Annotated in this window: 27 protein-coding genes and 1 tRNA gene; 5 read left to right on the forward strand and 23 right to left on the reverse strand. The window is 57.6% G+C overall.

What is annotated here, in order from left to right; genetic code table 11:
• Nucleotides 1–148: 148 nt before the first annotated feature.
• From CPH89_RS30545 to CPH89_RS04055, 19 genes are all read right to left on the reverse strand, one after another.
• Nucleotides 149–1,054, reverse strand: a complete 906-nt coding sequence (locus CPH89_RS30545) for a hypothetical protein (RefSeq protein WP_232005428.1) — start codon at nt 1,052–1,054, stop codon at nt 149–151.
• Between the two features lie 501 nt (nt 1,055–1,555).
• Nucleotides 1,556–1,631 (reverse strand) — tRNA-Lys (locus tag CPH89_RS03970).
• Nucleotides 1,632–1,694: 63 nt separating this feature from the next.
• Nucleotides 1,695–2,372 (reverse strand): 7-cyano-7-deazaguanine synthase QueC, encoded by a 678-nt coding sequence (gene queC / locus CPH89_RS03975; RefSeq protein WP_096236742.1) that lies wholly within the window; start codon nt 2,370–2,372, stop codon nt 1,695–1,697.
• Between the two features lies 1 nt (nt 2,373).
• Nucleotides 2,374–3,021 (reverse strand): 7-carboxy-7-deazaguanine synthase QueE, encoded by a 648-nt coding sequence (gene queE, locus CPH89_RS03980; RefSeq protein WP_053257751.1) that lies wholly within the window; start codon nt 3,019–3,021, stop codon nt 2,374–2,376.
• Between the two features lie 164 nt (nt 3,022–3,185).
• Complete coding sequence (gene ybgF / locus CPH89_RS03985) at nt 3,186–4,022, reverse strand: tol-pal system protein YbgF (RefSeq protein ID WP_053257752.1); 837 nt, start codon at nt 4,020–4,022, stop codon at nt 3,186–3,188.
• A 6-nt stretch (nt 4,023–4,028) separates the two neighbouring features.
• Nucleotides 4,029–4,529 (reverse strand): peptidoglycan-associated lipoprotein Pal, encoded by a 501-nt coding sequence (gene pal / locus CPH89_RS03990; protein WP_003209827.1) that lies wholly within the window; start codon nt 4,527–4,529, stop codon nt 4,029–4,031.
• Nucleotides 4,530–4,584: 55 nt separating this feature from the next.
• Nucleotides 4,585–5,865 (reverse strand): Tol-Pal system beta propeller repeat protein TolB, encoded by a 1,281-nt coding sequence (gene tolB / locus CPH89_RS03995; protein ID WP_169875597.1) that lies wholly within the window; start codon nt 5,863–5,865, stop codon nt 4,585–4,587.
• A 17-nt stretch (nt 5,866–5,882) separates the two neighbouring features.
• Nucleotides 5,883–6,956, reverse strand: a complete 1,074-nt coding sequence (tolA, locus tag CPH89_RS04000) for a cell envelope integrity protein TolA (protein WP_053257754.1) — start codon at nt 6,954–6,956, stop codon at nt 5,883–5,885.
• Nucleotides 6,956–7,408 carry a protein TolR gene (tolR, locus tag CPH89_RS04005; RefSeq protein ID WP_161793227.1) on the reverse strand — a complete coding sequence of 151 codons (453 nt, stop codon included), beginning with the start codon at nt 7,406–7,408 and terminating at the stop codon, nt 6,956–6,958. The genes tolA and tolR overlap by 1 nt, the downstream gene beginning before the upstream one ends.
• A gap of 23 nt (nt 7,409–7,431) precedes the next feature.
• Nucleotides 7,432–8,127 (reverse strand): protein TolQ, encoded by a 696-nt coding sequence (tolQ, locus tag CPH89_RS04010; protein ID WP_024077143.1) that lies wholly within the window; start codon nt 8,125–8,127, stop codon nt 7,432–7,434.
• Nucleotide 8,128: 1 nt separating this feature from the next.
• A complete protein-coding gene (gene ybgC, locus CPH89_RS04015) occupies nt 8,129–8,584 on the reverse strand; it encodes a tol-pal system-associated acyl-CoA thioesterase (RefSeq protein ID WP_053257755.1) in 456 nt (151 codons plus the stop codon).
• A gap of 151 nt (nt 8,585–8,735) precedes the next feature.
• Entirely contained in the window at nt 8,736–9,794 is a 1,059-nt protein-coding gene (ruvB, locus tag CPH89_RS04020; protein WP_053257756.1) for a Holliday junction branch migration DNA helicase RuvB, read from the reverse strand.
• On the reverse strand, nt 9,795–10,406 hold the full coding sequence (ruvA, locus tag CPH89_RS04025) for a Holliday junction branch migration protein RuvA (protein ID WP_053257757.1): 612 nt from the start codon (nt 10,404–10,406) through the stop codon (nt 9,795–9,797).
• A 67-nt stretch (nt 10,407–10,473) separates the two neighbouring features.
• A complete protein-coding gene (gene ruvC / locus CPH89_RS04030) occupies nt 10,474–10,998 on the reverse strand; it encodes a crossover junction endodeoxyribonuclease RuvC (RefSeq protein ID WP_016975450.1) in 525 nt (174 codons plus the stop codon).
• A gap of 157 nt (nt 10,999–11,155) precedes the next feature.
• On the reverse strand, nt 11,156–11,902 hold the full coding sequence (locus CPH89_RS04035) for a YebC/PmpR family DNA-binding transcriptional regulator (protein WP_053257758.1): 747 nt from the start codon (nt 11,900–11,902) through the stop codon (nt 11,156–11,158).
• A gap of 136 nt (nt 11,903–12,038) precedes the next feature.
• On the reverse strand, nt 12,039–13,814 hold the full coding sequence (gene aspS / locus CPH89_RS04040; RefSeq protein ID WP_053257759.1) for an aspartate--tRNA ligase: 1,776 nt from the start codon (nt 13,812–13,814) through the stop codon (nt 12,039–12,041).
• A gap of 107 nt (nt 13,815–13,921) precedes the next feature.
• A complete protein-coding gene (locus CPH89_RS04045; RefSeq protein WP_017139808.1) occupies nt 13,922–14,143 on the reverse strand; it encodes an FmdB family zinc ribbon protein in 222 nt (73 codons plus the stop codon).
• A 171-nt stretch (nt 14,144–14,314) separates the two neighbouring features.
• Entirely contained in the window at nt 14,315–14,656 is a 342-nt protein-coding gene (locus tag CPH89_RS04050) for a ribbon-helix-helix domain-containing protein (protein ID WP_053257760.1), read from the reverse strand.
• A 181-nt stretch (nt 14,657–14,837) separates the two neighbouring features.
• Nucleotides 14,838–15,311, reverse strand: coding sequence for a Dps family protein (locus CPH89_RS04055; protein ID WP_053257761.1), 474 nt, complete (start codon nt 15,309–15,311; stop codon nt 14,838–14,840).
• 440 nt (nt 15,312–15,751) lie between these two features.
• On the opposite strand from CPH89_RS04055, the gene CPH89_RS30720 reads away from it, so the two are divergent.
• Nucleotides 15,752–16,354, forward strand: a complete 603-nt coding sequence (locus tag CPH89_RS30720) for a cold-shock protein (RefSeq protein WP_053257762.1) — start codon at nt 15,752–15,754, stop codon at nt 16,352–16,354.
• Nucleotides 16,355–16,423: 69 nt separating this feature from the next.
• On the opposite strand, the gene CPH89_RS04065 is transcribed toward CPH89_RS30720, so the two are convergent.
• The gene (locus CPH89_RS04065) at nt 16,424–16,630 is read right to left on the reverse strand and encodes a SlyX family protein (protein ID WP_053257763.1); all 207 of its coding nucleotides are present in this window, start codon (nt 16,628–16,630) and stop codon (nt 16,424–16,426) included.
• A 3-nt stretch (nt 16,631–16,633) separates the two neighbouring features.
• On the reverse strand, nt 16,634–17,059 hold the full coding sequence (locus tag CPH89_RS04070) for an HIT domain-containing protein (protein ID WP_053257764.1): 426 nt from the start codon (nt 17,057–17,059) through the stop codon (nt 16,634–16,636).
• A 743-nt stretch (nt 17,060–17,802) separates the two neighbouring features.
• Here CPH89_RS04070 and CPH89_RS04075 point away from each other — a divergent pair.
• Complete coding sequence (locus CPH89_RS04075) at nt 17,803–19,101, forward strand: OprD family porin (protein ID WP_053257765.1); 1,299 nt, start codon at nt 17,803–17,805, stop codon at nt 19,099–19,101.
• A gap of 190 nt (nt 19,102–19,291) precedes the next feature.
• Here CPH89_RS04075 and CPH89_RS04080 read toward each other — a convergent pair whose 3' ends face one another.
• A complete protein-coding gene (locus CPH89_RS04080) occupies nt 19,292–20,134 on the reverse strand; it encodes a mechanosensitive ion channel family protein (protein WP_053257766.1) in 843 nt (280 codons plus the stop codon).
• A 136-nt stretch (nt 20,135–20,270) separates the two neighbouring features.
• Nucleotides 20,271–20,756, reverse strand: a complete 486-nt coding sequence (locus tag CPH89_RS04085) for a YajQ family cyclic di-GMP-binding protein (protein ID WP_053257767.1) — start codon at nt 20,754–20,756, stop codon at nt 20,271–20,273.
• Between the two features lie 123 nt (nt 20,757–20,879).
• Here CPH89_RS04085 and CPH89_RS04090 point away from each other — a divergent pair, with 123 nt between their 5' ends.
• From CPH89_RS04090 to CPH89_RS04100, 3 genes are read left to right on the forward strand one after another with little or no spacing between them, the layout of a single operon-like run.
• Nucleotides 20,880–21,797 (forward strand): putative 2-dehydropantoate 2-reductase, encoded by a 918-nt coding sequence (locus CPH89_RS04090; protein ID WP_053258037.1) that lies wholly within the window; start codon nt 20,880–20,882, stop codon nt 21,795–21,797.
• A gap of 46 nt (nt 21,798–21,843) precedes the next feature.
• Nucleotides 21,844–23,880, forward strand: coding sequence for a sensor histidine kinase (locus tag CPH89_RS04095; RefSeq protein WP_053257768.1), 2,037 nt, complete (start codon nt 21,844–21,846; stop codon nt 23,878–23,880).
• 2 nt (nt 23,881–23,882) lie between these two features.
• Nucleotides 23,883–24,461, forward strand: coding sequence for a cob(I)yrinic acid a,c-diamide adenosyltransferase (locus tag CPH89_RS04100; protein ID WP_053257769.1), 579 nt, complete (start codon nt 23,883–23,885; stop codon nt 24,459–24,461).
• Nucleotides 24,462–24,490 lie beyond the last annotated feature (29 nt).

Raw genomic sequence — 24,490 nt, forward strand, 5'->3', positions numbered from 1 at the left:
GCGGACGCCAATACTCTTTAACCAAAAAATCCGGAACGCCTCATTTGCGCGAGCCGTCCGGATTTTCTAAACCGCCATAAGGCGGTGGGAATAAAGTTTTACAGGCCCTTCGAAAACACTACCTATACTGCCAGCCGTCAGTTTGCGCCTAAGAGCCAACACCTTGCAAAGAGAACTCCAACTCCTTACCTACGCCCTGTTCTTTGACAATATGCTGTTTACCTACCGTCGAATTTTTATACCTGCCGTACAGACCTGTGCTCATGATTTCACCCACCTTTACATCCCCCTTGTCATCAGTAGTAAAGGGTGCAAAAAAACTACCGCGGGTAGGCGCTATCTGCGAGCTTTTATTTATTTTCGCGCCGTATTGTTCGACGAAGCCAGCGTCACTACCCGCTAGCGCAACATTCTGATCGACGTGTATATCTTTGACATGTTGTTTTGGCCCAGGGTTATCAGGATCCGTAACATCCTGAACATAGGCGCTCAAAATTCGCGGGTCTGCGGGGTCTCGTTCGACAGTAAGTTCATACTTATTGCCAAACTTAAAGTCCACCAAGGTGCTATTGCTCGCGCCTGTTACCCCATCAAATTCAGCACGCCCTTTGGGCGCATTGAAATGCGGGCCATATCCGGAAAAAATAATCAGCGCCTTGCCATCCCCTCGGGGTTGCATCCCGATATAGCCACGACCAAGGGCTGTACCTTTCTCAGTATTGACGCCGAACATCATCGCGTAGTAAATCCCTGCGTCCTTATCAGCCTTTTTTTGAAGACCTTCGTCGATAATGATAGGGAACGTAATGTTGCTCAACCCAGGGCTCGGAGCGGCAAGCGAGTACTTCACACCAAACAATCCGTTGGGAGATGTGAACTCTTTCTTCATTTCAAATTTTGGATCGCTTACTTTATTGAGCACTGAGGCATCGGAAATAAGCGGAGTAGGTGAAGCACTGTCTTCAGATTTTATTACCGTCACACTCGCTGGCGATTGTGTTGGCAGTTGAACATGTATTGCTTGTGGAGAAAGTTGCGAACGGTAGATATTCATAACAACCACAGCCCTCTTTTGGAATAGCCATCAATAGGCATCAATGCAATGCCCGTTCATAGCCATGGTTATAAGGCCTCACACGCATCAATAGTGCTGACACCGATGAATGCCCTAGCGGTCTGAAAGGCGTCATTGTCGGCTGTAAATAATTGCTGATTTCGATCAAGGCAACTGACGACTTGTACGCACATTTCACGATATGACAGTAAATGGCTGACACCAAACCGCGCTATCAGAAAGAGCGCTCGGACGGCGTGGACTTTTCCTAAAGCAGATAAGGTCTATAACTGACAATTGCGGGAGATATATCTGAGTTGCCCATCACTCAAGACATTCTATTGAAACCTCGCGTAGCGAACGCCGCGACGGCACGCCCCCTGCACCGGCTTTAGTGGTAACCCCTCACCCAGGCTCTACTTCTCAACCAAATCCCAGGCAAAAAAAAACCCGGAAATCCTCACTTGCGTGGGCCTTCCGGATTTTCTAAACCGCCAAAAATGGTGGGTCGTGTGGGATTCGAACCTACGACCAATTGGTTAAAAGCCAACTGCTCTACCAACTGAGCTAACGACCCGCTGTGTGGTGGCGCGTATAATACTGATTTCTAAGGATTATTCAACACCTTATTTGAAATAAATCAGAAATAACGCGTTGGGTCTGTAATTCCGGCCGTTTGGAAGCCTTCTGCACGCAGTCGGCAAGCGTCACATTTCCCACAAGCACGGCCAGCATCGTCTGCCTGGTAGCAGGAAACAGTCAGCGCGTAATCCACGCCAAGTCCTACGCCAGCCCTCACAATGTCTGCCTTGGTCATGTTCTGCAGCGGGGCCTGGATACGAAAGCCCTGCCCTTCCACACCCGCCTTGGTCGCCAGGTTGGCCATGCGCTCGAATGACTCGACATACTCTGGACGGCAGTCCGGATAACCGTTGTAGTCCAGTGCGTTGACGCCGATGAAGATGTCACGGGCATTGAGTACTTCGGCCCAACCGAGAGCCAGGGACAGAAACACGGTGTTGCGCGCCGGCACGTAGGTCAACGGGATGCCTTCGCTGGGCGCCTCGGGCACCTCGATGCTGCTGTCGGTAAGGGCTGACCCGCCGATGCCATTGAGGTTGAGTCCGATCACCTTGTGCTCGACCACACTCAAGTCACGGGCGACACGCACGGCGGCGTCCAGCTCGGCGCGGTGGCGTTGACCGTAGTCGAAGCTCATCGTGTAACAGAGGTAGCCCTGCGCTTGTGCCATGGCAACCATGGTGGCGGAGTCGAGGCCGCCGGACAGCAAGATGACTGCGCGCTTTTGACCCGTCATGTCAGCGCCCCGGCTCGTCATTCCACAGGTATTTATGCAACTGCAATTGCAGGCGCACCGGCAGGTTGTCCGCCACGACCCAGTCGGCCAGGTCGCGGGCGTTCAAGTCATGATGGCTCGGCGAGAACAATACTTCGCCGGCACGACGGTCGAGGCCGTATTGGATCAGCTTGGAAGCCGCCCAGTCATAATCGTCGCGCGAACAGATCACGAACTTGACCTGGTCGTTGGCCGTCAGCAGATCGATGTTCTCGTACAGGTTACGGTGCGCTTCCTTGGAGCCTGGGGTCTTCAGATCGACCACTCGGCTTACGCGCGAATCCACGGCAGAGATGTCCAGCGCTCCGCTGGTCTCCAGCGAGACTTCGTAACCTGCATCACACAGTTGCTTGAGCAACGGGATGGCATTGGGCTGGGCCAGAGGCTCGCCACCGGTCACGCAGACGTAGCGCGGCTTGAAGCCGGCAACCTGCTCAAGGATGTCGTCGAGCGTGCGCACGGTGCCGCCACTGAAGGCGTAGGCGCTGTCACAGTATTGGCAACGCAAAGGGCAACCGGTCAACCGTACAAATACGGTGGGCAGGCCAGCGGTTCGCGTTTCACCCTGCAACGAGTAAAAAACTTCGGTAATACGTAATGTGTCTTGCATAGTCGCCACGGGCGTAACAGCTAAACAGGCTGTCCGCCTCCGTCAGGCACTTCAAGGGATTGCGCCAACGCGTCAACCCCAAGGAGCGTGTTTCATAAAAGGGCGTGGATTCTAACGAAAAAACCCGCGCCAGGCGCGGGTTTCTTCTAAACGGGCGACATCGCTTACAAGCGTTGCAGATCCCGCTGGGCCAACTGAGCAGCAGAGGTACCCGGATACTGGGCAACCACTTGCTGCAGAATGCCTTTGACCTTGTCGGTATGACCCAGGCGGCGTTCTACGTCGGCCAATTTGTACAGCGAATCAGGCACCTTGGCGTGCTTTGGGTACAGCTGGCTGACCTTGGCAAAAGCCTGGCCTGCTGCTTGTAAATCACCCTTGGCCAAGTTGACCTCACCCAACCAGTACTGGGCATTGCCCGCGTACTGGCTGTTTGGGTACTTGCGCAGGAATGCGGTAAAAGCCTGGCTGGCCTTATCGAAATCCTTGGCTTTGATCAGGTCGAAGGCTGCATCGTAATACAGTTTTTCCTTCGCTGGATCACCCGGTTCGCTGCTGGCGGCAGGGGCTTGGCTAGCCGCCGCTGCCCCTGCTGCGGCACCACCGGCGGCAGCGCTTGGCGCACCACCGGCAGAAGAATTATCAGGAGTTGCGGCAGGTGTTACGCCGGCTCCAATGCGTCGATCAAGATCCTGGTAACGCTCCAGGCCTTCTTGCTTCAGCTGGTTCACTTGATTCTGCAGTACTTCAATCGTGCCTTGTTGCTGCGACAATTGATCCTGCATGCGTTGCAGCTGGTTGAACAGTTCGCCCTGTGCCGAGGGGGCGGACGTAGCCGCCCCCCCAGCATAGGCGCCGTTCGTGCCATAACCCGCTGGCGGATAACTGCTCCCGCTATTGTTATAGCCAGAGTTGCTATCTTCCACAGGAACCGCAGCCCACACCGCAAGCGGTGCGAAGCTGAGAGCCAATACAGTTAGAGCACGACGGCACGTTCGCATGACGAATTACTTACGCAGTTCGACGCGACGGTTTTGAGCCCAGGACTGCTCGTCGTGGCCAGTAGCAACTGGACGCTCTTTACCGTAGGAAACCAGTTCCAGTTGGCCTGGAGCAACACCTTGCAGTACCAGGTAGCGCTGAACGGCTTTCGCACGACGCTCGCCCAGTGCCATGTTGTACTCACGAGTACCACGTTCGTCAGTGTTACCTTCCAGAACAACGCGAGCGCCGTTAGCTTTCAGGTCCTTCGCGTGAACGTCCAGAGCGCGCATGGCTTCTGGCTTCAGGTCCGAACTGTCGTATTCGAAGTAGAAAGTGGTGATAGCGCGCAGAGCAGCTTCTTCGCTCAGGGAGCCGTCAACTGCACCAGTGTTAGCGCCGTAACCAGCGTTTGGATCAACAGCTGCGCCTTCACCGGCATTGTCGCCGCCTTTAGACGAGCAACCAACGGCTACGGACAGAGCCAGAGCCAGAGCAGCAAACTTACCAAACTTCAGCATTTCCATCGTGAAACTCCTAATGAACCCCAGTGTGTTAAGCAAATCTTTTTGTAGCGCCGCGTCAGTTCAGGTAAGGGGACCAGGACGGTTCTCTGACTTCGCCTTGTGCGGTAGGAAGCGGGAGCCTTACGCGTCCATTAATGGACACGAGCATCAAGACTCCCCGGCCCTGCTGGCGGGTGGCGTAGATTACCATGGTGCCGTTGGGCGCAACAGTAGCTGACTCATCAAGGTTGGTGTCTGTGAGGATTTTTACCGTTCCACGCTGCAAATCCTGGGCCGCAACCCGGAAATTAGTGAAACCATCCTGACGGTGAATCATCACCAACGTCTTTTCATCAGCCGAAAGCTTAGGGTTGGCATTGTAGTTACCAATAAAGGTCACGCGTTCTGCGCCACCGCCACCTACGCTTGTTTTGTAGATTTGAGGCTTGCCACCACGGTCGGAGGTGAAGTAGATGGTCGAACCATCCTTACCCCAGAACGGTTCGGTGTTGATGCCCGGGCCGCTGGTAACACGGCTGATCTGGCGCGAAGCCATGTTCATCACGTAGATATCCGGGTTGCCATCCTTGGACAGTACGAATGCCAGGCGCGAACCATCCGGTGACCATGCTGGCGCACCGTTGAGGCCTTCAAAGTTGGTGATCTGCTCACGACGGCCAGTATCGATGTGCTGGACGAAGATACGCGGACGGCGCTGTTCGAACGACACGTAGGCAATACGCTTGCCGTCCGGCGCGAAACGCGGCGACAGGATTGGCTCACGGGACTGCAGCAAGGTCACGGCGCGCGCGCCGTCGTAGTCCGAACGCTGCAGCGTGTAACGCGTGTTGTCTACGGAGAAACGCTCAGCCGTTACATAAAGCAGGCGTGTCGAGAACGCACCCTTGATACCGGTGAGTTTTTCAAACGACTGGTCCGAGATGTAGTGCGCCATGTCCCGCAGTTGTTCGGCGGTGCCCGATACGCTGCCGGTCAAGACCTGCTGCTCGGTAGCCACGTTGAACAACGTGTACTGGATTTGCAGGCGACCGCCGGCCGGCACGATGTTGCCGACCATCAGGTACTGGGCGCCGACGGCCTTCCAGTCACGGAACACAACTTCGCTGGCCTGGTTCGGCTGGCTGATCATGTTGCCTTTCGGAATCGGCGCGTAGTAACCGGAGTTGCGCAGGTCGTCACTGACGATCTGGGCCATGTCGTCCGGCAGCACGCTGCCGCCCTGCCAGCCGAACGGTACAACCGCGATCGGGGTGGCCCGATCACTACCGCTGGTGACCAGGATGTTCTTTTCATCCGCCGCCGCTATCCCTGCCATACAGCAAATAACGACAAGCATTCCTCGAAGAAGGTTTCTCACAAGGCTAGATCCTCAGGTGTGAATGTCATCTTGAATGAACGATAGGGAGCGAAGTCGCTTGGTTTCATTCCCTGCATCTCGGTCAACCGGCCAATGTTCTTGACCGCGGCAACCGCCGAACTGTCGAACGAACCGTCACCACTGGACTTGGAAACGCTGACCGAAGTCACCGTGCCGTCCGGCAACATGCCGATCTGCAGCACTACTGTCATACCTTTACGTGCCGAAGGTGGACGCGTCCAACCTTCCGCTGCCCGTGCCCGAATCAGGTCGTCGAAACTGCCCGCGACTTCATCACCACGCTCATCGGCCAAGGCTTGCTGACGCTGCGGCGTGTCGGAAAGCAAATCTGCCAAGGCCTGGGCCTTTTTCTCTTCGGCGGATTTACGTGCTGCTTCCTGGGCCTTTTTCTTGGTGGCATCGGCGGCAGCTTTCTTCTTCGCGTCGTCGGCGATCTTTTTCTTCGCCTCGTCTGCTTCAGCTTTTTTCTTGGCGTCTTCGGCGGCTTTTTTCTTCGCGTCTTCGACTATCTTTTTCTTGGCCTCTTCAGCGGCCTTTTTCTTGGCCTCTTCTTCGGCAGCTTTTTTGGCTTCTTCTTCAGACTTCTTCTTGGCTATATCAGCCAATTGTTTCTCTTCGGCCTTTTTGGCTTCGGCAGCTTTCTCGGCTTTCTTGGCTTCATCAGCCTTTTTCGCCTCGTCAGCTTTCTTGGCTTCGTCAGCCTTTTTCGATTCCTCGGCCTTTTGAGCCGCCTCTTCTTTCTTTTGTTCCGCAGCAGCCTTCACCGCTTCCTGCTCGACCTTCTTCTGTTCCATCTGCTCGACTTCGGTCTGGCGCGCAGCCGACTTCTGGGCCTCACCCGCAATCTTCTGATTGGTCTGGGTGGTGGCCTGACTTTTCGATTTCAGCTGATACAGGGTCGCCTGCACGATCGGCTTGGCTGGCGGCAGGTCCGGTGTCATGGCAAAGCTGACGAACAGCATGCCAAACACCAGGACGTGCAGGGCAATTGCCCAGACGCTAGGCCAGAAGTAGCTTTCCGAGGCGGACGGCTCTCGCTGTTGGTGCATCAGGGCGCCTCGGTAATCAAGCCAACGTTACCGACGCCGGCCTTCTGCAGCCCGCCCATGGCGCCCATGACGGAGCCATAGTCAACCGACTTGTCGCCGCGAATAAAGACCTGGGTGTGCTTGCCGCCTTCATTGCCGGAGCGAATGATCTTGGTCACCGCGTCAGTCATGGCCGGCAAGGTCAAGGCCTTGTCCTGCTGTTTCTGAGTGTCGACTTCGCTGCCAAGGTTCCAGTAATAGGTCTTGTCAGCCTTGATCGAAATGGTCAGGACCTGAGTGTTGTTGTCTTGCGGCAAGGCTTCGCTGGAAACCTTGGGCAGATCAACCTTCACGCCCTGATTGAGCATCGGCGCGGTCACCATGAAGATGACCAGCAGCACCAACATCACGTCGATGTAGGGCACTACGTTCATCTCGGCGACCGGCTTGCGCTTTTTGCGAGCTCGAGCGATTAAAGCCATTGGGAAATACCTGCTTATTCTTCGCTGGTGTGCACTTTACGGTGCAGGATCGCCTGGAACTCGTCGGCGAAGGTGTAGTAACGGCTGATCAAGGTTTCGCCGCGTGCGGCAAAACGGTTGTAAGCGATTACTGCTGGAATAGCAGCGAACAGGCCGATCGCGGTAGCGACCAGGGCTTCGGCGATACCCGGGGCCACAGTGGCCAGGGTGGCTTGCTGGGCCTGAGCCAGGCCACGGAAGGAGTTCATGATCCCCCACACGGTGCCGAACAGACCGATGTACGGGCTGACGGAGCCGACGGTAGCGAGGAACGGCAGGCTCTGCTCGAGTTTCTCTTCTTCGCGTGAAATCGCGACGCGCATGGCACGGGCCACACCTTCCATGACCGCTTCAGGGTCGACGCCCGGCTGCTGACGCAGGCGCGAGAACTCCTTGAAACCGGCGCGGAAGATTTGCTCGACGCCCGAATCCGGGTCCGGGTTGCTGCCCGCCTGACGGTACAGCTTGGACAGGTCGATACCCGACCAGAAGCGCTCTTCGAAGCTCTCCAGGGCACGTCGACCGGCACGCAGCAAGTTGCTGCGCTGAAAAATCATGACCCAAGAGGTAACCGATGCGGCTACCAGGATCAGCATCACCAGTTGAACCACAACACTGGCATTGCTGACCAGGCTCCACATGGAGGAATGGTCGACGACGGTAGGTTCCACGCTAAATCTCCTGCGTTGATTGTTTACCCGCGCCGCTTACGCCGGCAAAGGCCGCACGTAGAGCTTCGGGAATGGCCCGGGGCTTCAAACTATTGGTGCGCACACACGCCACCAGGAACTGCCCCTCACAGAGCAGCGTTGCATCCGTTGCCCGCCTGACTTGCTGTTTAAAGCGCAGGCTGACACGGTTCAATTCGATTACTTCCGCGCTGACCAGCAGTTCATCGTCCAGCCGCGCCGGCGCGTGGTAACGCGCCTCGCTGGAATGCACGACAAACAACAGGTCCTCCCCCGCAAGCGTGGATTGGGCAAAGCCCAACTCCCGTAGCCGCTCGGTTCGAGCCCGCTCCATGAACTTGAGGTAGTTGACGTAATACACGATGCCGCCAGCATCGGTGTCCTCGTAATAAACGCGACAGCGATGTGCGAACGACTGATCCCCGTTTTGCGCGCGCATACTCTAGTGCTTACTCCTCAGGTTGCCAATCCGGCTCGCAACTGTTTTTTCATTCTCGCTCTGGGTTCTCGAGAATATTTATAACGACTGAATGACGACACCAGCCACTAGGACAGCACAAACTTAAGATAAATCGACTGGCATGATCTTTTTAATCGTCCACTGCATCGAGGAATTCGTCTACTACAGGCATCTCGCCCAATCGTGACGGAATGTTTAACCCAAAGTGCAAATAGGCGTGGCGCGTCACCACTCGCCCCCGTGGCGTACGCATGATGTAGCCCTGCTGGATCAGGTACGGCTCCAGCACATCCTCAATGGTATGGCGCTCTTCACTGATGGCGGCCGCCAGGCTGTCCACGCCCACCGGCCCACCGTCGAACTTTTCGATCATGGTCAAGAGTAGACGTCGATCCTGATGATCGAAGCCATGCTCGTCCACATCCAGCAGGTTCAACGCCAGGTCGGCCACGGCCTTGGTGATATGCCCCTTGGCCCGCACCTCGGCAAAATCGCGTACGCGACGCAACAAACGGTTGGCGATCCGTGGCGTGCCACGGGCCCGGCGGGCGATTTCAAAGGCGCCTTCCGGGTCCAGGGGCAAGCCGAGAATGCTCGCCGACCGGCTGACGATGGTCGCCAGGTCAGCGGTGCTATAGAACTCTAGACGTTGAACAATGCCGAAACGGTCTCGTAGCGGGTTGGTCAGCATGCCCGCGCGAGTCGTTGCGCCGACCAATGTGAAAGGCGGCAGGTCGAGCTTGATCGAGCGGGCCGCCGGGCCCTCGCCGATCATGATGTCGAGCTGGAAGTCTTCCATGGCCGGGTACAGCACTTCTTCGACGATCGGCGACAGCCGGTGAATCTCGTCGATAAACAGCACGTCGTGGGGCTCAAGATTGGTCAGCAGCGCCGCCAGATCACCCGGACGCTCCAGCACCGGGCCGGAGGTGGACTTGATCGACACGCCCATTTCCTGCGCGATGATATTGGCCAGGGTGGTTTTACCCAGCCCCGGCGGGCCGAAGATCAACGTGTGGTCCAGGGACTCATTGCGCCCGCGCGCGGCCTGGATGAACAACTCCATCTGCTCGCGTACGGTCGGCTGGCCGATATATTCAGCCAGGCTCAGCGGGCGGATGGCCCGGTCCTGGACTTCTTCACGGTCGCGCGGGCCGGTGGCCGCGATCAGACGATCTGCTTCAATCACTTAAATCATTCCCTTCAGGGCTCGGCGGATCATGTCTTCGCTGCTCAGGTTCTTGTCCTTGATGGCCGACACCGCCTTGCTGGCCTCCTGCGGCTTGTAGCCCAGGGAGATCAACGCGCTGACGGCATCGCTTTCGGCACTTGCAAGCTGCCCCACCGGCATATCCGGCTGGTTCGGCACCAGGGCAAACATGCTCGGCACGACTTCCCAGGCCTTGAAGCGGTCCTTGAGCTCCACCAGCAGGCGCTCAGCGGTTTTCTTGCCGACCCCCGGCACCTTGGTCAGCGCGGAGGTGTCCTGGGCCGAAACAGCGCGTACCAATTCATCCACTTCCAGGCTCGACATCAACGCCAAGGCAAGCTTGGGCCCCACGCCATTGAGGCGAATCAGTTCGCGGAAAAAGTCGCGGTCACGCTTGCCAATGAAACCATAGAGCAATTGCGCGTCTTCGCGCACCACCAAGTGAGTGTGCAGGGTCAACGGCTCGCCGATCGATGGCAGGCGATAGAGGGTGGTCATGGGCACTTCCAGCTCATACCCCAACCCATTTACATCCAGAATCAGGTGCGGCGGCTGTTTTTCAGCCAGGGTGCCGCGCAAGCGTCCAATCACGGTTCAGATCCTTAAAGCTTGGGGTCAGAACACGGCCTGACCGGAAATTACGATTGCGCTGATGCTATCAGAGACGCAGCCGCCCGCCACGACTGCGTGCCGTGCCCAGGCCATGCGGCAACAGACTGGAGCGGGTGTGGGCATGGCAAATGGCAATAGCCAGGGCGTCGGAGGCGTCGATTTGCGGTTTTGAGGTGAGCTTGAGCATGTGCATGACCATCATCTGCACCTGCTCCTTGTTTGCCGCACCGGTGCCCACTACGGCCTGTTTGACTTGGGTCGCCGTGTATTCGGCGATTTCCATGCCCTCCTCCGCACCGGCGACAATGGCGGCGCCACGGGCCTGGCCGAGTTTGAGGGCCGAGTCGGCGTTTTTGGCCATGAAGACCTTTTCGATGCCCATCGTGACCGGCCCGTAGGTTTGGATCACTTCACGCACGCCGCGATAGACGATCTGCAGGCGCTCGGCCAACTCGCCCGCGCCGGTGCGGATGCAGCCCGAGGCGACGTAGACGCAGCCACGCGGGGTCTGTTGCACCACGCCAAAACCGGTAATGCGCGAACCGGGGTCGATACCTAGGATTAAAGTCATAACGCCTGCGGGTTGGGGGAAACACAATTCTTGCGGCCAACATCGATCAACTGTGGGAGCTGGCTTGCCTGCGATGCAGGCACCTCGGTGCGTCTTCTAAACCGAGGTGATGCTATCGCAGGCAAGCCAGCTCCCACATGTTGATTTACATCATTCTTCAGACCAGCTGTGCTGCGACTTCTTCTGGAATGTCGGCATTGGAATAAACGTTCTGCACATCGTCCAGGTCTTCGAGCATATCGAGCATCTTCAGCACTTTCTGCGCGCCGTCCAGGTCCAGCTCGGCGCTGGTGGTCGGCAGCATCACGATTTCCGCGTCAGTGCCTTTGAAACCGGCCGCTTCCAGTGCATTACGCACGGCATAGAACCCGGCAAACGAGGTGAATACATCGATGGAACCGTCTTCGTTGGTGACTACGTCGTCGGCGTCCGCTTCCATGGCGGCTTCCATCAACGCGTCTTCATCCGTACCGGGCGCGAAGGAGATCTGCCCCTTGCGCTCGAACAGGTAGGCCACCGAACCGTCGGTGCCCAGGTTGCCGCCGCATTTGCTGAATGCATGGCGCACCGCTGCCGCCGTACGGTTGCGGTTGTCGGTCATGCACTCGACCATTACCGCCACCCCACCTGGGCCATAGCCTTCATAGCTCAACTCGACCATGTCGTCGGTGTCGGCCGCACCGGCACCACGGGCCACAGCGCGGTCGATGATGTCGCGGCTCATGTTGGCGCCCAAGGCCTTGTCCAGCGCCAGGCGCAGACGCGGGTTGGAGCCTGGGTCACCACCGCCTTGGCGGGCGGCGACGGTCAGTTCGCGAATCCACTTGGTGAAGATCTTGCCTTTCTTGGCATCCTGACGCTCTTTGCGGTGCTTGATGTTCGCCCACTTGGAATGGCCAGCCATAACACAACTCCGAAATTCTCTAGAAACCTTATCAATCCCGCCCCAGGCAGGAATTCCCTCTTTTAAACGCAAAGGCGCATCCGAAGATGCGCCTTTTTGACTGCGTAAAACCTTATTGCGCTTTCACGCCGCAGCCTTACTCAGCCTTCGGCGTCTCGCGCAGACGGATATGCAGCTCGCGCAGCGCCTTGGCATCCACCACGCCCGGAGCCTGGGTCATCACGTCCGCAGCACTCTGGGTTTTCGGGAAGGCAATCACTTCACGGATCGACTGGGCGCCGGTCATCAGCATCACCAGACGGTCCAGACCGAACGCCAGGCCACCGTGCGGCGGTGCGCCGTATTTCAGGGCGTCGAGCAGGAAACCAAACTTCTCTTCCTGTTCCGCTTCGTTGATGCCCAACAGGCGGAAGACCGCTTGTTGCATCTCTTTGCGGTGGATACGGATCGAACCGCCACCCAACTCAGTGCCATTGAGCACCATGTCATAGGCACGGGACAAAGCGCCGGCCGGGTTGGCTTCCAATTCTTCAGGCGAGCACTTCGGCGCGGTGAACGGGTGGTGCAAGGCGCTGAAGCTGCCGTCGTCGTTCTCTTCGAACATCGGGAAGTCGACGACCCACATCGGCGCCCACTTGCACGTCAGCAGGTCCAGGTCGTGACCGAGCTTGATGCGCAGTGCGCCCAGCGCTTCGCTGACGATCTTGGCCTTGTCGGCGCCGAAGAACACGATGTCGCCGTCGACCGCGCCAACGCGATCCAGGATCGCGTTCAGGTTGTCCAACGGGATGTTTTTCACGATCGGCGATTGCAGGCCATCAACACCGTTGGCGCGTTCGTTGACCTTGATATACGCCAGGCCTTTGGCACCGTAGATGCCGACGAACTTGGTGTAGTCGTCGATCTGTTTGCGCGGCATGCTCGCGCCGCCGGGTACACGCAGGGCAGCGATACGGCATTTAGGGTCGTTGGCCGGGCCGCTGAACACCTTGAAGTCGACTGCTTTGAGCTGGTCGGCCACGTCCACCAGTTCCAGCGGAATACGCAGGTCTGGCTTGTCGGAACCGTAGCGGCGCATGGCTTCTTCGAAGGTCATGTGCGGGAATTCGCCGAATTCCAGATCCAGCACTTCCTTGAACAGGTTGCGGATCATTTGCTCGGTCAGGCCCATGATCTCTTTTTCATCGAGGAAGCTGGTCTCGATGTCGATCTGGGTGAATTCTGGCTGGCGGTCGGCACGCAGGTCTTCGTCACGGAAGCACTTGGCGATCTGGTAGTAACGGTCGAAGCCAGCCACCATCAGCAGTTGCTTGAACAGCTGTGGCGATTGCGGCAAGGCGAAGAAGGAACCGGCGTGGGTACGGCTCGGCACCAGGTAGTCACGCGCGCCTTCCGGGGTGGCCCGGGTCAGGATCGGCGTTTCGACGTCGAGGAAGCCGTTCTCGTCGAGGAAGCGACGGATGCTGGTGGTCATGCGCGAACGCAGACGCAGCTTCTCGGCCATTTCCGGGCGACGCAGGTCGAGGAAGCGGTAGCGCAGGCGCGTTTCTTCGCCAACGTCGGAATACTCGTTGAGTGGGAACGGCGGGGTTTCCGACTCGTTCAGCACTTCGAGCTCGTAACCCAGCACTTCAATTGCGCCGGACGCCATGTTGGCGTTCACGGCACCGGCCGGACGCAGGCGAACCTTGCCGGTGATCTTCACAACGTACTCGCTGCGCACACGGTCGGCGGCGGCGAAGCTTTCGGCGCGGTCCGGATCGAACACCACCTGGGCCAGACCATTACGATCACGGATATCGAGGAAAATCACCCCGCCGTGGTCGCGGCGACGGTGAACCCATCCGCAAAGGGTGATTTCCTGACCATCCAGGGTCTCGTTCAGTTGGCCGCAATAGTGGCTGCGCATCATGGTAGTGGTTTCACTTCTCGTAATTCGAAATTCGGTGGAGGCTCGCCTCGTCACCGTACAGTTAAGCAGGGGACGGATAATGCAGGAGCCTGCGCGTAGAGTTCAACTCAGTCTGCTTTGTCGCCGCCCGCCAGGTTTTTCTTGGCGCCGGTCTTGAAGTCGGTCTCGTACCAGCCGCCGCCGCTCAGGCGGAAGCCCGGCATGGACAACATCTTCTTCAGCTCAGGAGCCTGGCAGGCAGGGCAATCGACCAGCGGCGCTGCGCTGATCTTCTGAATGGCTTCCAACTGATGACCACAGGAAGCACATTGATAGTCGTACATGGGCATGGAGATGTCTCGGCGATCAGATCGTTACTGCGCCACGCCCGGCCCTGTGGATAAACCCAAGGCGTGCGCAGCAAAGCGCGGGATTATATCTGGTAAATCGAGGCAGTGCAGCCGGCTTTCTGCCCGAAGCCTGGCCCGCCTTGACGGAGGGCCCGCTTCGCAACTGCCGGATTAATCGGGGTTAAGGGCGCTGATACGTCCTTTTAGTACGTGAACCACGCACACCACCCTGACCAGCCCACTGAAGTTCTTCACCCCTCCGTACCTTAAATGCACTTCCCGGTCGACGTAAGACAGCAACGCACTGACTGAGCAGGCATTGATCCCGGCTATCTCCGTGAGGATATTCCAATAGATCTGTTCAAGCCGCAGGCAGGTCGAGAACCCATTGAGCCTGACCGACCGGGACAACGGCTTGGCCAGCCCCATGTCGAACCCTTTTGCAAAGGGGTCGACCTTTATCTTATGAAAACCACAGGTTTCCATCACTCCATTACTCACTCCACGTGACATACACCTGACACTCCATTGCCAAACAGCAGCCCATGGGTTTCTCCCATTGGACAGTAGGCCTATAAAACAGCAGGACGAGAGGGGCAGCCAGAAGACGGGGAGTCGATAATCGTAGGACAACGCCAGGAAGCGCAGAGAAACAAGCGAGCGGCGCCAGGAAGGCGCCGCTCAGGCACGAAGCTTATTGATTTTCGAGCAGGGAACGCAGCATCCACGCGGTTTTCTCGTGGACTTGCATGCGCTGGGTCAACAAGTCCGCCGTCGGCTCATCGCTGACCTTATCGAGCAAGGGGAAGATCCCGCGCGCGGTACGTGTCACCGCTTCCTGGCCTGCCACCAATTGCTTGATCATTTCTTCGGCACTTGGCACACCCTCCTCTTCCTTGATGGACGACAGGCGGGCGTAGATCGAATAGGCACCCGGTGCCGGGAAGCCCAAGGCGCGGATACGCTCGGCAATGGAGTCCACTGCCAGGGCGAGTTCGGTGTACTGCTCTTCAAACATCAAATGCAGCGTACGAAACATGGGGCCCGTGACGTTCCAATGGAAGTTGTGGGTTTTCAAATACAGTACATAGGTATCGGACAGAAGCCGTGAAAGCCCATCGACGATGGATTTACGATCTTCTTCACTGATACCAATATCGATTGCCATGTTTTTCCCCTTCAATTGACGAATATTCATTGATCAGGTGCAGGACCACTCTAGCAAGAGTGCCGCCGGTGTGCAGCCCGCCTCACGCAGGTGCCATGCGACAAATCGCCCCGCTCTACCCCAAGGCTGTCACTCGCCCGCGACCGGCGGACAAGCTTTGCGCAGGTCAGGAAACATTCAAAATGTCGCCCGAAAAGCCCGCACCTGTCTAGGACAAGCGTTTGATGCAGAAATGCCCTGCTGGCTTTAACGCCCCGAAATGCTTGATTTGAGTAGGCACAGCCTTTGCTGTTAAATAGACATCGTGTGGTTCGCCGTTTATTTCTGCGGCCGCCACATAGGCTGATACCCGCGCACGTGCTCAACGCCTCCCATTGTTCAGAAGCGAACCGTGCCAGTCAGCTCTTCCTTGTGATCCTTCTTAACGTGAGTTAATCAAAATGTTGAAAATCGTCCACCTGCTAACGGGCGTTGCAGCTTTGCTGCTGTCCTTTATACCGAGCTTGCAACAGGGAAGCCCTCCCTACCTGGAACAACACGACGCTCTGTACCTGGCCTTGTTCGGCCTTCTTAACCTGACGCTGGTACCGGTAATCCCTTACTGGAACAAAGGCACGCGTCATCAACTGCAAAACCTGGTCAGTGCGTTGCTGGTGCTGACCGTTGTCGTTCAAACCCTCACCCTCCTGGCACCGATGCCTGAAGTAGGCGGCCACCCAGCCATACTGCTCAGCCTGGTGATTGCTGTGGTCGCCATCGTTCTTCACCTGGCCATCAGCTTCTACCGTTCGTCCCCCGCCGCCGCGTCGCAAAGCTACGACATGACCAACCGGGATACCGGGACCGTCAAGTGGTTCAACACCTCTAAAGGCTTCGGCTTTATTTCCCGCGATTCGGGCGACGATATCTTCGTCCACTTCCGGGCTATCCGTGGCGAAGGCCATCGCGTCCTGGTCGAAGGCCAGCGCGTGGAATTCTCCGTCATGAACCGCGACAAAGGCCTGCAGGCCGAAGACGTGATCGCGGCATTGCCGCGTCGCTGATTCCCACCCGCAGCGCAAAAAAAACCGCGATCCAGCTTGGCTGGGTCGCGGTTTTTTATTGCGTGCTCATTAATAGTGAGGCGGTGGGGCCTCTTCTTCGGATGACTCGAACTGGCCACCCATTTCTTCCTGGCGTTTGAGCAGCGCCATCATCTGCAGTTGCAGCCGTTCAACCGCACGCTGCTGGGCGACGAGGATGCCATTGAGGGTATCGATGGTGTCGTCCTGAAAGGCCAGACGGCTTTCCAGGTCGGTGACGCGTTCTTGCAGGTCCATGATTCAGTCCTGGGTAAAGATGAAGCCGGCAGGCAATAACACGCGCAGTCGGCTGCGGATCGCCGCCACTTGCTCCTCGGTATAAGGCTGGGCCGGGTGTTTGCCCCAGACCGGTGCGGGCCAGGCAGCGTCATCCCGTTTGCGCACGATCACATGCACATGCAGCTGGCTGACAACGTTACCCAAAGCGCCAATGTTCATCTTGTCGGCCACGAAGCCTTCATTAAGCAGTTGCGCCAAGGCCGTCGTTTCTTTCCACAGTGTTTGTTGATCTGCGACATCCAGTTGAAACACTTCACTGATACCCTTGATGCGCGGCACCAGGATAAACCAGGGGTAGTTCGAGTCGTTGGACAGCAGCAGGCGACAGAGCGGAAAGTCCCCAATGGCCAGTGTGTCTTGTTGCAGGCGTTGATCTAAGGCGAACACGCGGGCACTCCGTTCGGCAGGTCGATATCAGGTGCCCAGCATACCTTTGAATGCGTGAGGCTTCACGGCCAATGCAGGGGAGCCGTGAGGCAACCGGATAAAAAAGCTGCACCTTTTCGAGGCAGCCGAATATTTGAGCTACGCTGATTCGGGCCTGAACGGGATGCACCAAAATGACCCACCTGTGCTTCAAAGAGATCCGCCAACTACCCACTCAAGGGGGTGAACCGGTAACGTTTTACCCTGGCACAGGTTTTGTGTACCACCCCACAGGTGACACACCCGGGCGTCAAGCCCAAAGTAAACGACGTAAGAAGCCCGTGCTTATGCGGTTTTTACACTGCCGTAACGGTTTTCACGAAAAAATGACATTCGGTTACCGCTTTGTGCACGCTTGTTGCATTAACACTCGTATAGTCGACAAGGGCACCCGCCTGGAAGCAGGTGTTTCGCGATAAAAAACAGCAGCGTTTGAGTGCGCACCAAGGACGACTTCAAACTTCGAAAGCGGTCTGAAAACAGCACTTAAGTTGTCAGCCCTGTTACATCGGGCTGTGAATTTGCGACATGGAACTAGCAATTTACGACAGCCTCGTAAAGAAGCTGAAAGGATAGATGGGTAAGTATCGTCAATAGGGTCTGCGTGATATAACTTTGCGCCGACACAAAAAAGAAAGAGCCGCCCAGATAAAAATACAGGTGGGACGGCAGTACTCTTCCTAAAACCAAAGGAGCAAATCACGATGCGCGTGATGAAGTGGAGCATGATCGCCCTGGCTGTTTCAGCAGGCACCTCGCAATACGCAATGGCGTCCGCACAAGACGACGCCAAGGGTTTTGTTGAAGACAGCACTTTCAGCATCAACACCCGGTTGCTGTATTTCAGCCGTGACAAGCGCAACAACGACACCGGCCAAAGCCGCAGCGAAGAAACCGGTCTGGGCTTCAACGGCCTGTACCAATCCGGCTTTACCCAAGGCACCGTTGGTTTCGGTGTTGATGCCATTGGCCTGCTGGGCGTCAAGCTCGACAGCGGCAAGGGCCGCGCCGGTACCGGTCTGTTCCCTACCGGTTCTGACGGTCGCTCGGAAGACGACTACTCCAAAGGCGGCGCTGCGGTTAAGTTCCGTATTTCCAACACTGTGCTGAAAGTCGGTGATCAATACACCACCGCACCGGTGTTCGCCTCCGATGACAGCCGTCTGCTTCCAGAGCTGCCGCAAGGCTTCTCGCTGACCAGCAACGAAATCAAAGACCTGAAACTTGAGGCCGGTCACTTCACCTCGATCGTTGCCCAGGATCACACCTACAAAGACAGTATCAGCAGCTCCGAACCCAACACCGGTCGCGGCCTGAGAGCGGCTAACTTCGTGGGCGGCGTTTACGCCTGGACCCCAGAGCTCACCACTAGCCTCTACTACTCGAAAGTCGAAGACTATTGGAAGAAACTCTACGCCAACGTGAACTGGACCCACGCGCTTACCGACAACCAGTCGGTCGCCGTAGACTTCAACATCTACGACACCAAAAGCGATGGCGCCGGTCTGCAACGTGCTGAAAAAGACAACACCACCAAGCTCGACAACCGTGCTTACAGCTTGCAAGGCGCGTACACCGTCGACGCTCACACCTTTACCCTGGCCTACCAGAAGGTTAGCGGTGATGGCGACTACGGCTACGGCGTAGACGGCGGCGGTTCGATCTTCCTGGCTAACTCCGTTGCACGTTCCGACTTCAACGCCGAGGGTGAAAAATCCTGGCAAGCTCGCTACGACCTGAACATGGCCAAATTCGGCATTCCAGGCCTGAGCTTCATGACCCGCTATGTGACTGGCAGCGGCGCCGACAACGGCACCACGACCAATGCCAAAGAATGGGAACGTGATATCGAAGCCAAATACGTGATCCAGAGCGGCCCAGCGAAAGACCTGAGCCTGCGCGTACGTCAAGCGACCTATCGTTCGTCTGACGGCGTGTACTACGGTTCGGCGTCTATCGACGAACTGCGTCTGATCGCGCAATACCCGCTGAACATCTTGTAATCGCCAGTTTGATTACAACGATGAGTTAAGGCTTCGGCCTTAAATAAAAAGCCGCTCCCTTGCATGCAAAGGAGCGGCTTTTTTATTGCAGTTTTATTTCAATGACGAAATAACTAGCAAGCTAACTAACGAGATTAAATGCTTGCATCGAACCTGACCTGTCGGCCAAGTTCGACGCCCCGCCACTTAGTTATTTCGCAACCGGTTCCTGCATCACGCGAATCACTCGCTGCGGGAACGGAATATCAATTCCCGCGCCTTTCAGGCGGTCACGCGCCAGTTCATTCAGCATGAACATAACGTCCCAGTAATCAGCCGTCTTGGTCCAGCAACGCAAAGACACGGTGATCGAGCTATCGCCCAGGGTCGACACCACGGCGACAGCCGCCGGGTCAGCCAGCACACGTGGGTCTTTCGCCAGTTCCAGCAGCACTTCACGGGCTTTCTGCAGGTCAGCTTCATAGTCGACACCCACGTCGAACACCACCTTACGGGTCGGCTGACGGTTGGTGTTGGTGATGATGCCGTTTGAGAGGATGCCGTTTGGCACGATCACGGTTTTGTTGTCACCGGTACGCAACACGGTATGGAAGATCTGGATGCTGTCGACGGTACCGGAAGTGCCCTGGGCTTCAATCCAGTCACCGATGCGGAACGGACGGAACAACAGAATCAGTACGCCGCCGGCGAAGTTGGTCAGGCTGCCTTGCAGTGCCATGCCGATGGCAAAGCCTGCCGCTGCGATCGCCGCAACGAACGACGTGGTCTCCACCCCGATCATCGACGCCACGCTGATTACCAGCATGATCTTGAGCACGATGTTCACAATGCTGGTAACAAAGCTCTGAAGCGCCAGGTCTGCGTTACGCATGGCCAACAGACGACCCATCTTATGGGTCAGTTTATTGATCAACCACCAGCCGATGGCCAGGGTGACCACCGCCAGCAGTACCCGGCTGCCGTATTCCATAATCATCGGGATCCAGGTCTGCGAGGCCTTGACCAGGTGATCCACTTCAGCGTTTAAATCCATCTATCTTCTCCTGTTGCGCGGATGTGCGGCTTTATTGACTGCCTAAAAACGCAAATGAGCCCCGTAGGGCTCAAGTGTAGGCACAGAGTCTGGGGCGTGGGACGTCAAAAACGCCCACAGGTTCCCCAAAGTGCCATCAGTCGCGGAAGTTATTGAACTGCAGCGGCATGTCGAAGGTCTTCGCGCGCAGGGCAGCAATTGCCTCCTGCAAATCATCACGCTTCTTGCCAGTGATGCGAACCTGCTCACCCTGGATGGCGGCCTGGACTTTCAGCTTGGCATCCTTGACATGGGCAACGATCTTCTTCGCCAGCTCTTTGTCGATACCTTCCTTGAGGACCGCTTCCTGCTTCATCAGCTTGCCGGACGCGTAGGCCTCTTTGATTTCAAGGCATTGCGCATCAATCTTGCGCTTGACCAAAGACAGCTTCAGGATCTCGATCATCGCTTCCAGCTGGAAATCGGCTTCAGCGGTCAGGTTGACGGTCAGTTCCTTTTCCTTGAATTCGAAGCTGCCCTTGCCTTTCAAGTCATAGCGACGGTCCAGTTCCTTGACGGCGTTCTCGACGGCGTTGGTGACTTCGTGTTTGTCCAGTTCGGATACCACGTCGAACGAAGGCATGTCATTTCTCCAATATAAGGGGCGGGCTCAGTAGAGATGGAGCGCGCCCGAGCTAAAATGCGCTGGCATTATAGCGGTTCTTTCGCCCCGTTCACCGTGAGCGACCCTACGGAGCACAAACTCATGTCGACCACCTGGCACATTCTCGGCGCCGGCAGCCTGGGCACACTCTGGGCCACGCGCCTGGCGCGCGCGGGCGTGCCGGTCAGGCTGATCCTGCGCGACACAACGCGCCTGGCCAGCTATCAGACGGCGAAAGGCCTGACCCTGGTGGAGCAAGGAATAGAAAGCACCTACCCAGTGAGCGGCGAAACACCTGACAGCCCCGAGCCGATTCATCGCCTACTGGTGGCGTGCAAAGCCTACGATGCCCAGAGCTCCATCGCACAGTTGCAACACCGATTGGTGCCAGACGCCGAACTGATCCTGCTGCAAAACGGCCTCGGCAGCCAGGACGCGGTGGCCGCGCAACTGCCCCAGGCGCGCTGCGTCTTTGCCTCCAGCACCGAGGGCGCATTTCGCGATGGCGACTGGCGCGTAGTGTTTGCCGGCCATGGCTACACCTGGCTGGGGGACGTTGGCCACCCGACTGCGCCGCTATGGCTGGAAGACCTGCACAGCGCCGGCATCCCCCACGAATGGAGCACTGACATCCTCACTCGGCTGTGGCGCAAGCTGGCCCTTAACTGCGCGATCAACCCGTTGACCGTGCTTTACCAGTGCCGCAACGGCGGCTTGCAAGCCCATCAGTGTGAAGTCGCAACCCTGTGCGCCGAGTTGGCCGAGTTGCTTGAGTGCTGCGGTCAACCGGCCGCCGCCGAGGATCTGCACAGCGAAGTGCAAAGGGTGATCCAGGCCACTGCCGCCAATTACTCCTCCATGTATCAGGACGTGGCCAACGCCCGGCGCACTGAAATCAGCTACCTGCTGGGCTATGCCTGCCTGGCCGCTGCCCGCCATCAATTGGTACTGCCGCATCTGCAACAGGTGCAGGCGCGCCTGGTCGACTACTTGCAAGCACGCGGATTGGCCAGCGACTGAGGCACGCGCTACCCTGCCTACCTGTCTATCACCTGGAAAAACCCTGATGCCACTGCGCCAGCGTCTTGAAAACCTACCGGTAGGGCAGAAACTGCTGGCCGCCCTGCTGGTGCTATTGACCACGGTATTGCTGGTGGCCAACCTGACGTTTATCAGTGCCGCCTATTGGATCTCCCAGGAAAGCATGGCGCCGCAGGCATTGCAGGCCATTGGTCGGCTGGTTTCCAGCCCGTCACTTGCCGCCGAAGCCCTTGAGTCGCCAGCCAAGGCCGACGCCCTGCTCAATGAGCTGACCAGCTATTCGCCGTTGCGCGCGGCGGCGCTGTACGACGGCGAGGGCACCCGCCTGGCGCAGATGCAACACGGCAATCGCCTGCATCTGCCAGACAACTACCGGCAGATCGAGGCGTGGCGCCTGACCGAATTTCGCAGCAACCAGGTCATCACCCTGCCCCGCGCCGGCCAGCCCTCCGGGCATTTACTGCTGGTGGCCAGCAGTGAGCTGCCGGTGGCCTTCTATACCGGCACGCTGACCGCCAGCTTGGGCATTCTGATTTTCAGTGTGCTGCTCTGGCTGGTCATCGCTCGGCAGATCAAACGCCTGATCACGCGCCCAATCCATGAACTGGAAGAACTCTCGCGCCAGGTGACCCGCGAGGAGAACTACGCCCTGCGCGCCGGACGCGGCAACCATGATGAAATCGGCAGCCTGGCCGAAGCGTTCAATACCATGTTGTCGCGTATCGAGGCTCGCGAGCAGCAGCTCAAACGCGCGCGCGATGACTCACAGGCTGCGTACGATCAGGCCCAAGGCCTGGCTGAGGAGACGCGTCACACCAACCGCAAGCTGGAACTCGAAGTGCAGGTTCGCAGCAAGATCGAGAAAAAACTCACCGGGTTCCAGAACTACCTCAACAGCATCATCGACTCGATGCCCTCGGCATTGATCGCGCTGGACGAACAGCTGTATGTCACCCAGTGGAACCAGGAAGCGACGGCCCTTTCCGGCACGCGCCTGGATGAAGCGTTGAATCAGCCGATCTTCCTCGCCTTCCAGCCGCTCAAGCCGTACCTGCCGCAAATCAAGGCGACGGTCGAGCAACACACGGTGGAACGCATTGAGCGCGTCACGTGGATCAAGGATGACGAGCCCAAGCATTACGCCCTGACCTTCTATCCATTGATGGGCGGCGCCGGGCGCGGCGTGGTCATTCGTATCGACGACATCACCCAGCGCTTGTCCCTGGAAGAAATGATGGTGCAGTCGGAAAAAATGCTCTCCGTCGGCGGCCTTGCCGCAGGCATGGCCCATGAGATCAACAACCCGCTGGGGGCTATCCTGCACAACGTGCAGAATATCCGCCGCCGCCTGTCTCCCGACCTGCCCAAAAACCTGGAGTACGCCGAACAGGCGGGCATCGAACTGGACACGGTCAACCAATACCTGCAAAGCCGCGAAGTACCGCAACTGCTCGACGGCATTCAGCAGGCAGGCGCCCGAGCGGCGAAAATCGTTACCCACATGCTCAGTTTCAGCCGCCGCAGTAATCGCCAGATGGCACCTTGCGATTTGCCGGCACTGATCGATCAGGCCGTGGAAATTGCCGGTAATGACTTCGACCTGACAATCGGCTTTGACTTCAAAGGCCAGGCGATCATTCGCCAGTTCGACCCGCAACTGGGCCCGGTTCCCGGCACTGCCAACGAACTCGAACAGGTGCTGCTCAACCTGCTCAAAAACGCCGCCCAGGCCATTCACCTGCGCGAAGACGACCGTGAGCCTGGGCGAATTATCCTGCGTACCCGCCTCAATCCGCCGTGGGCGGAGATCCAAGTGGAAGACAACGGCATCGGCATGAGCGAAAACGTGCGCAAACGCACGTTCGAGCCGTTTTTCACCACCAAGGAAATTGGCCAAGGCACCGGGCTTGGGCTGTCGGTGTCGTACTTCATCATTACCAACAACCATAAGGGGCAGATGGAGGTGCACTCCACCCTCGGCCAGGGCACCTGCTTCACACTGCGCCTGCCTTTGGCCGGCAGCCAAATGCCACCCAATGAACTGACTCAACTGGAGCAATGACCATGGGCTTTCGCCTGTCGAAGATCTACACCCGCACCGGCGACAACGGCGAGACGGGCCTCGGCGACGGCCGCCGCGTCCCCAAGGACCACCCTCGGGTGGAAGCGATTGGCGAGGTCGACACGCTGAACAGTCAGTTGGGTTTGCTGCTGGCCAACCTTGAAGAACAGAGCGGCAAGCATCCGGCACTGATGGATGTGATTGAAGTGCTCACACCCTGCCAGCATCGTTTGTTCGACCTCGGCGGTGAACTGGCAATGCCGGTGTACAAGGCGTTGAATGCGGCCGAAGTCGATCGGTTGGAAGCCGCGATTGATCGCTGGAACGAGGAAGTCGGGTCGTTGGAAAACTTCATCCTGCCCGGTGGCTCAGCGCTGATTGCCCAGGCCCACGTGTGCCGCAGCGTAGCGCGCAGTGCGGAACGGCGGTGTCAGCATTTGAATGCGGTTGAGCCGTTGGAAGGCCTGGGGTTGGCGTATATCAATCGGCTGTCGGATTTGTTGTTTGTGGCGGCCAGGGTGATTGCCAAGCGCCAGGGTGTTGCTGAAATTCTTTGGCAGGCGGCGGCTAAGCCACACTGATGTTTGTTTGGTGACTGATCTGGCCTCTT

This window comes from Pseudomonas fluorescens, from assembly GCF_900215245.1.
In the GTDB taxonomy this organism is placed as follows: domain Bacteria; phylum Pseudomonadota; class Gammaproteobacteria; order Pseudomonadales; family Pseudomonadaceae; genus Aquipseudomonas; species Aquipseudomonas fluorescens.

Coding starts and splice junctions, on each gene's coding strand:
- queE (WP_053257751.1), bottom strand. CDS start 3,021: ATGCAAGACACATTACGTATTACCGAAGTTTTTTACTCGTTGCAGGGT.
- CPH89_RS04085 (WP_053257767.1), bottom strand. CDS start 20,756: ATGCCTTCGTTCGACGTGGTATCCGAACTGGACAAACACGAAGTCACC.
- CPH89_RS04045 (WP_017139808.1), bottom strand. CDS start 14,143: ATGCCCATGTACGACTATCAATGTGCTTCCTGTGGTCATCAGTTGGAA.
- pal (WP_003209827.1), bottom strand. CDS start 4,529: ATGGAAATGCTGAAGTTTGGTAAGTTTGCTGCTCTGGCTCTGGCTCTG.
- ruvC (WP_016975450.1), bottom strand. CDS start 10,998: ATGACTTTAATCCTAGGTATCGACCCCGGTTCGCGCATTACCGGTTTT.
- queC (WP_096236742.1), bottom strand. CDS start 2,372: ATGACGGGTCAAAAGCGCGCAGTCATCTTGCTGTCCGGCGGCCTCGAC.
- CPH89_RS04075 (WP_053257765.1), top strand. CDS start 17,803: ATGCGCGTGATGAAGTGGAGCATGATCGCCCTGGCTGTTTCAGCAGGC.
- ybgF (WP_053257752.1), bottom strand. CDS start 4,022: ATGCGAACGTGCCGTCGTGCTCTAACTGTATTGGCTCTCAGCTTCGCA.
- ybgC (WP_053257755.1), bottom strand. CDS start 8,584: ATGCGCGCGCAAAACGGGGATCAGTCGTTCGCACATCGCTGTCGCGTT.
- CPH89_RS30545 (WP_232005428.1), bottom strand. CDS start 1,054: ATGAATATCTACCGTTCGCAACTTTCTCCACAAGCAATACATGTTCAA.
- CPH89_RS04035 (WP_053257758.1), bottom strand. CDS start 11,902: ATGGCTGGCCATTCCAAGTGGGCGAACATCAAGCACCGCAAAGAGCGT.
- aspS (WP_053257759.1), bottom strand. CDS start 13,814: ATGATGCGCAGCCACTATTGCGGCCAACTGAACGAGACCCTGGATGGT.
- CPH89_RS04090 (WP_053258037.1), top strand. CDS start 20,880: ATGTCGACCACCTGGCACATTCTCGGCGCCGGCAGCCTGGGCACACTC.
- CPH89_RS04065 (WP_053257763.1), bottom strand. CDS start 16,630: ATGGACCTGCAAGAACGCGTCACCGACCTGGAAAGCCGTCTGGCCTTT.
- CPH89_RS04095 (WP_053257768.1), top strand. CDS start 21,844: ATGCCACTGCGCCAGCGTCTTGAAAACCTACCGGTAGGGCAGAAACTG.
- CPH89_RS04080 (WP_053257766.1), bottom strand. CDS start 20,134: ATGGATTTAAACGCTGAAGTGGATCACCTGGTCAAGGCCTCGCAGACC.
- CPH89_RS04100 (WP_053257769.1), top strand. CDS start 23,883: ATGGGCTTTCGCCTGTCGAAGATCTACACCCGCACCGGCGACAACGGC.
- CPH89_RS04050 (WP_053257760.1), bottom strand. CDS start 14,656: ATGTCACGTGGAGTGAGTAATGGAGTGATGGAAACCTGTGGTTTTCAT.
- CPH89_RS30720 (WP_053257762.1), top strand. CDS start 15,752: ATGTTGAAAATCGTCCACCTGCTAACGGGCGTTGCAGCTTTGCTGCTG.
- tolA (WP_053257754.1), bottom strand. CDS start 6,956: ATGCACCAACAGCGAGAGCCGTCCGCCTCGGAAAGCTACTTCTGGCCT.
- tolB (WP_169875597.1), bottom strand. CDS start 5,865: ATGCTTGTCGTTATTTGCTGTATGGCAGGGATAGCGGCGGCGGATGAA.
- CPH89_RS04055 (WP_053257761.1), bottom strand. CDS start 15,311: ATGGCAATCGATATTGGTATCAGTGAAGAAGATCGTAAATCCATCGTC.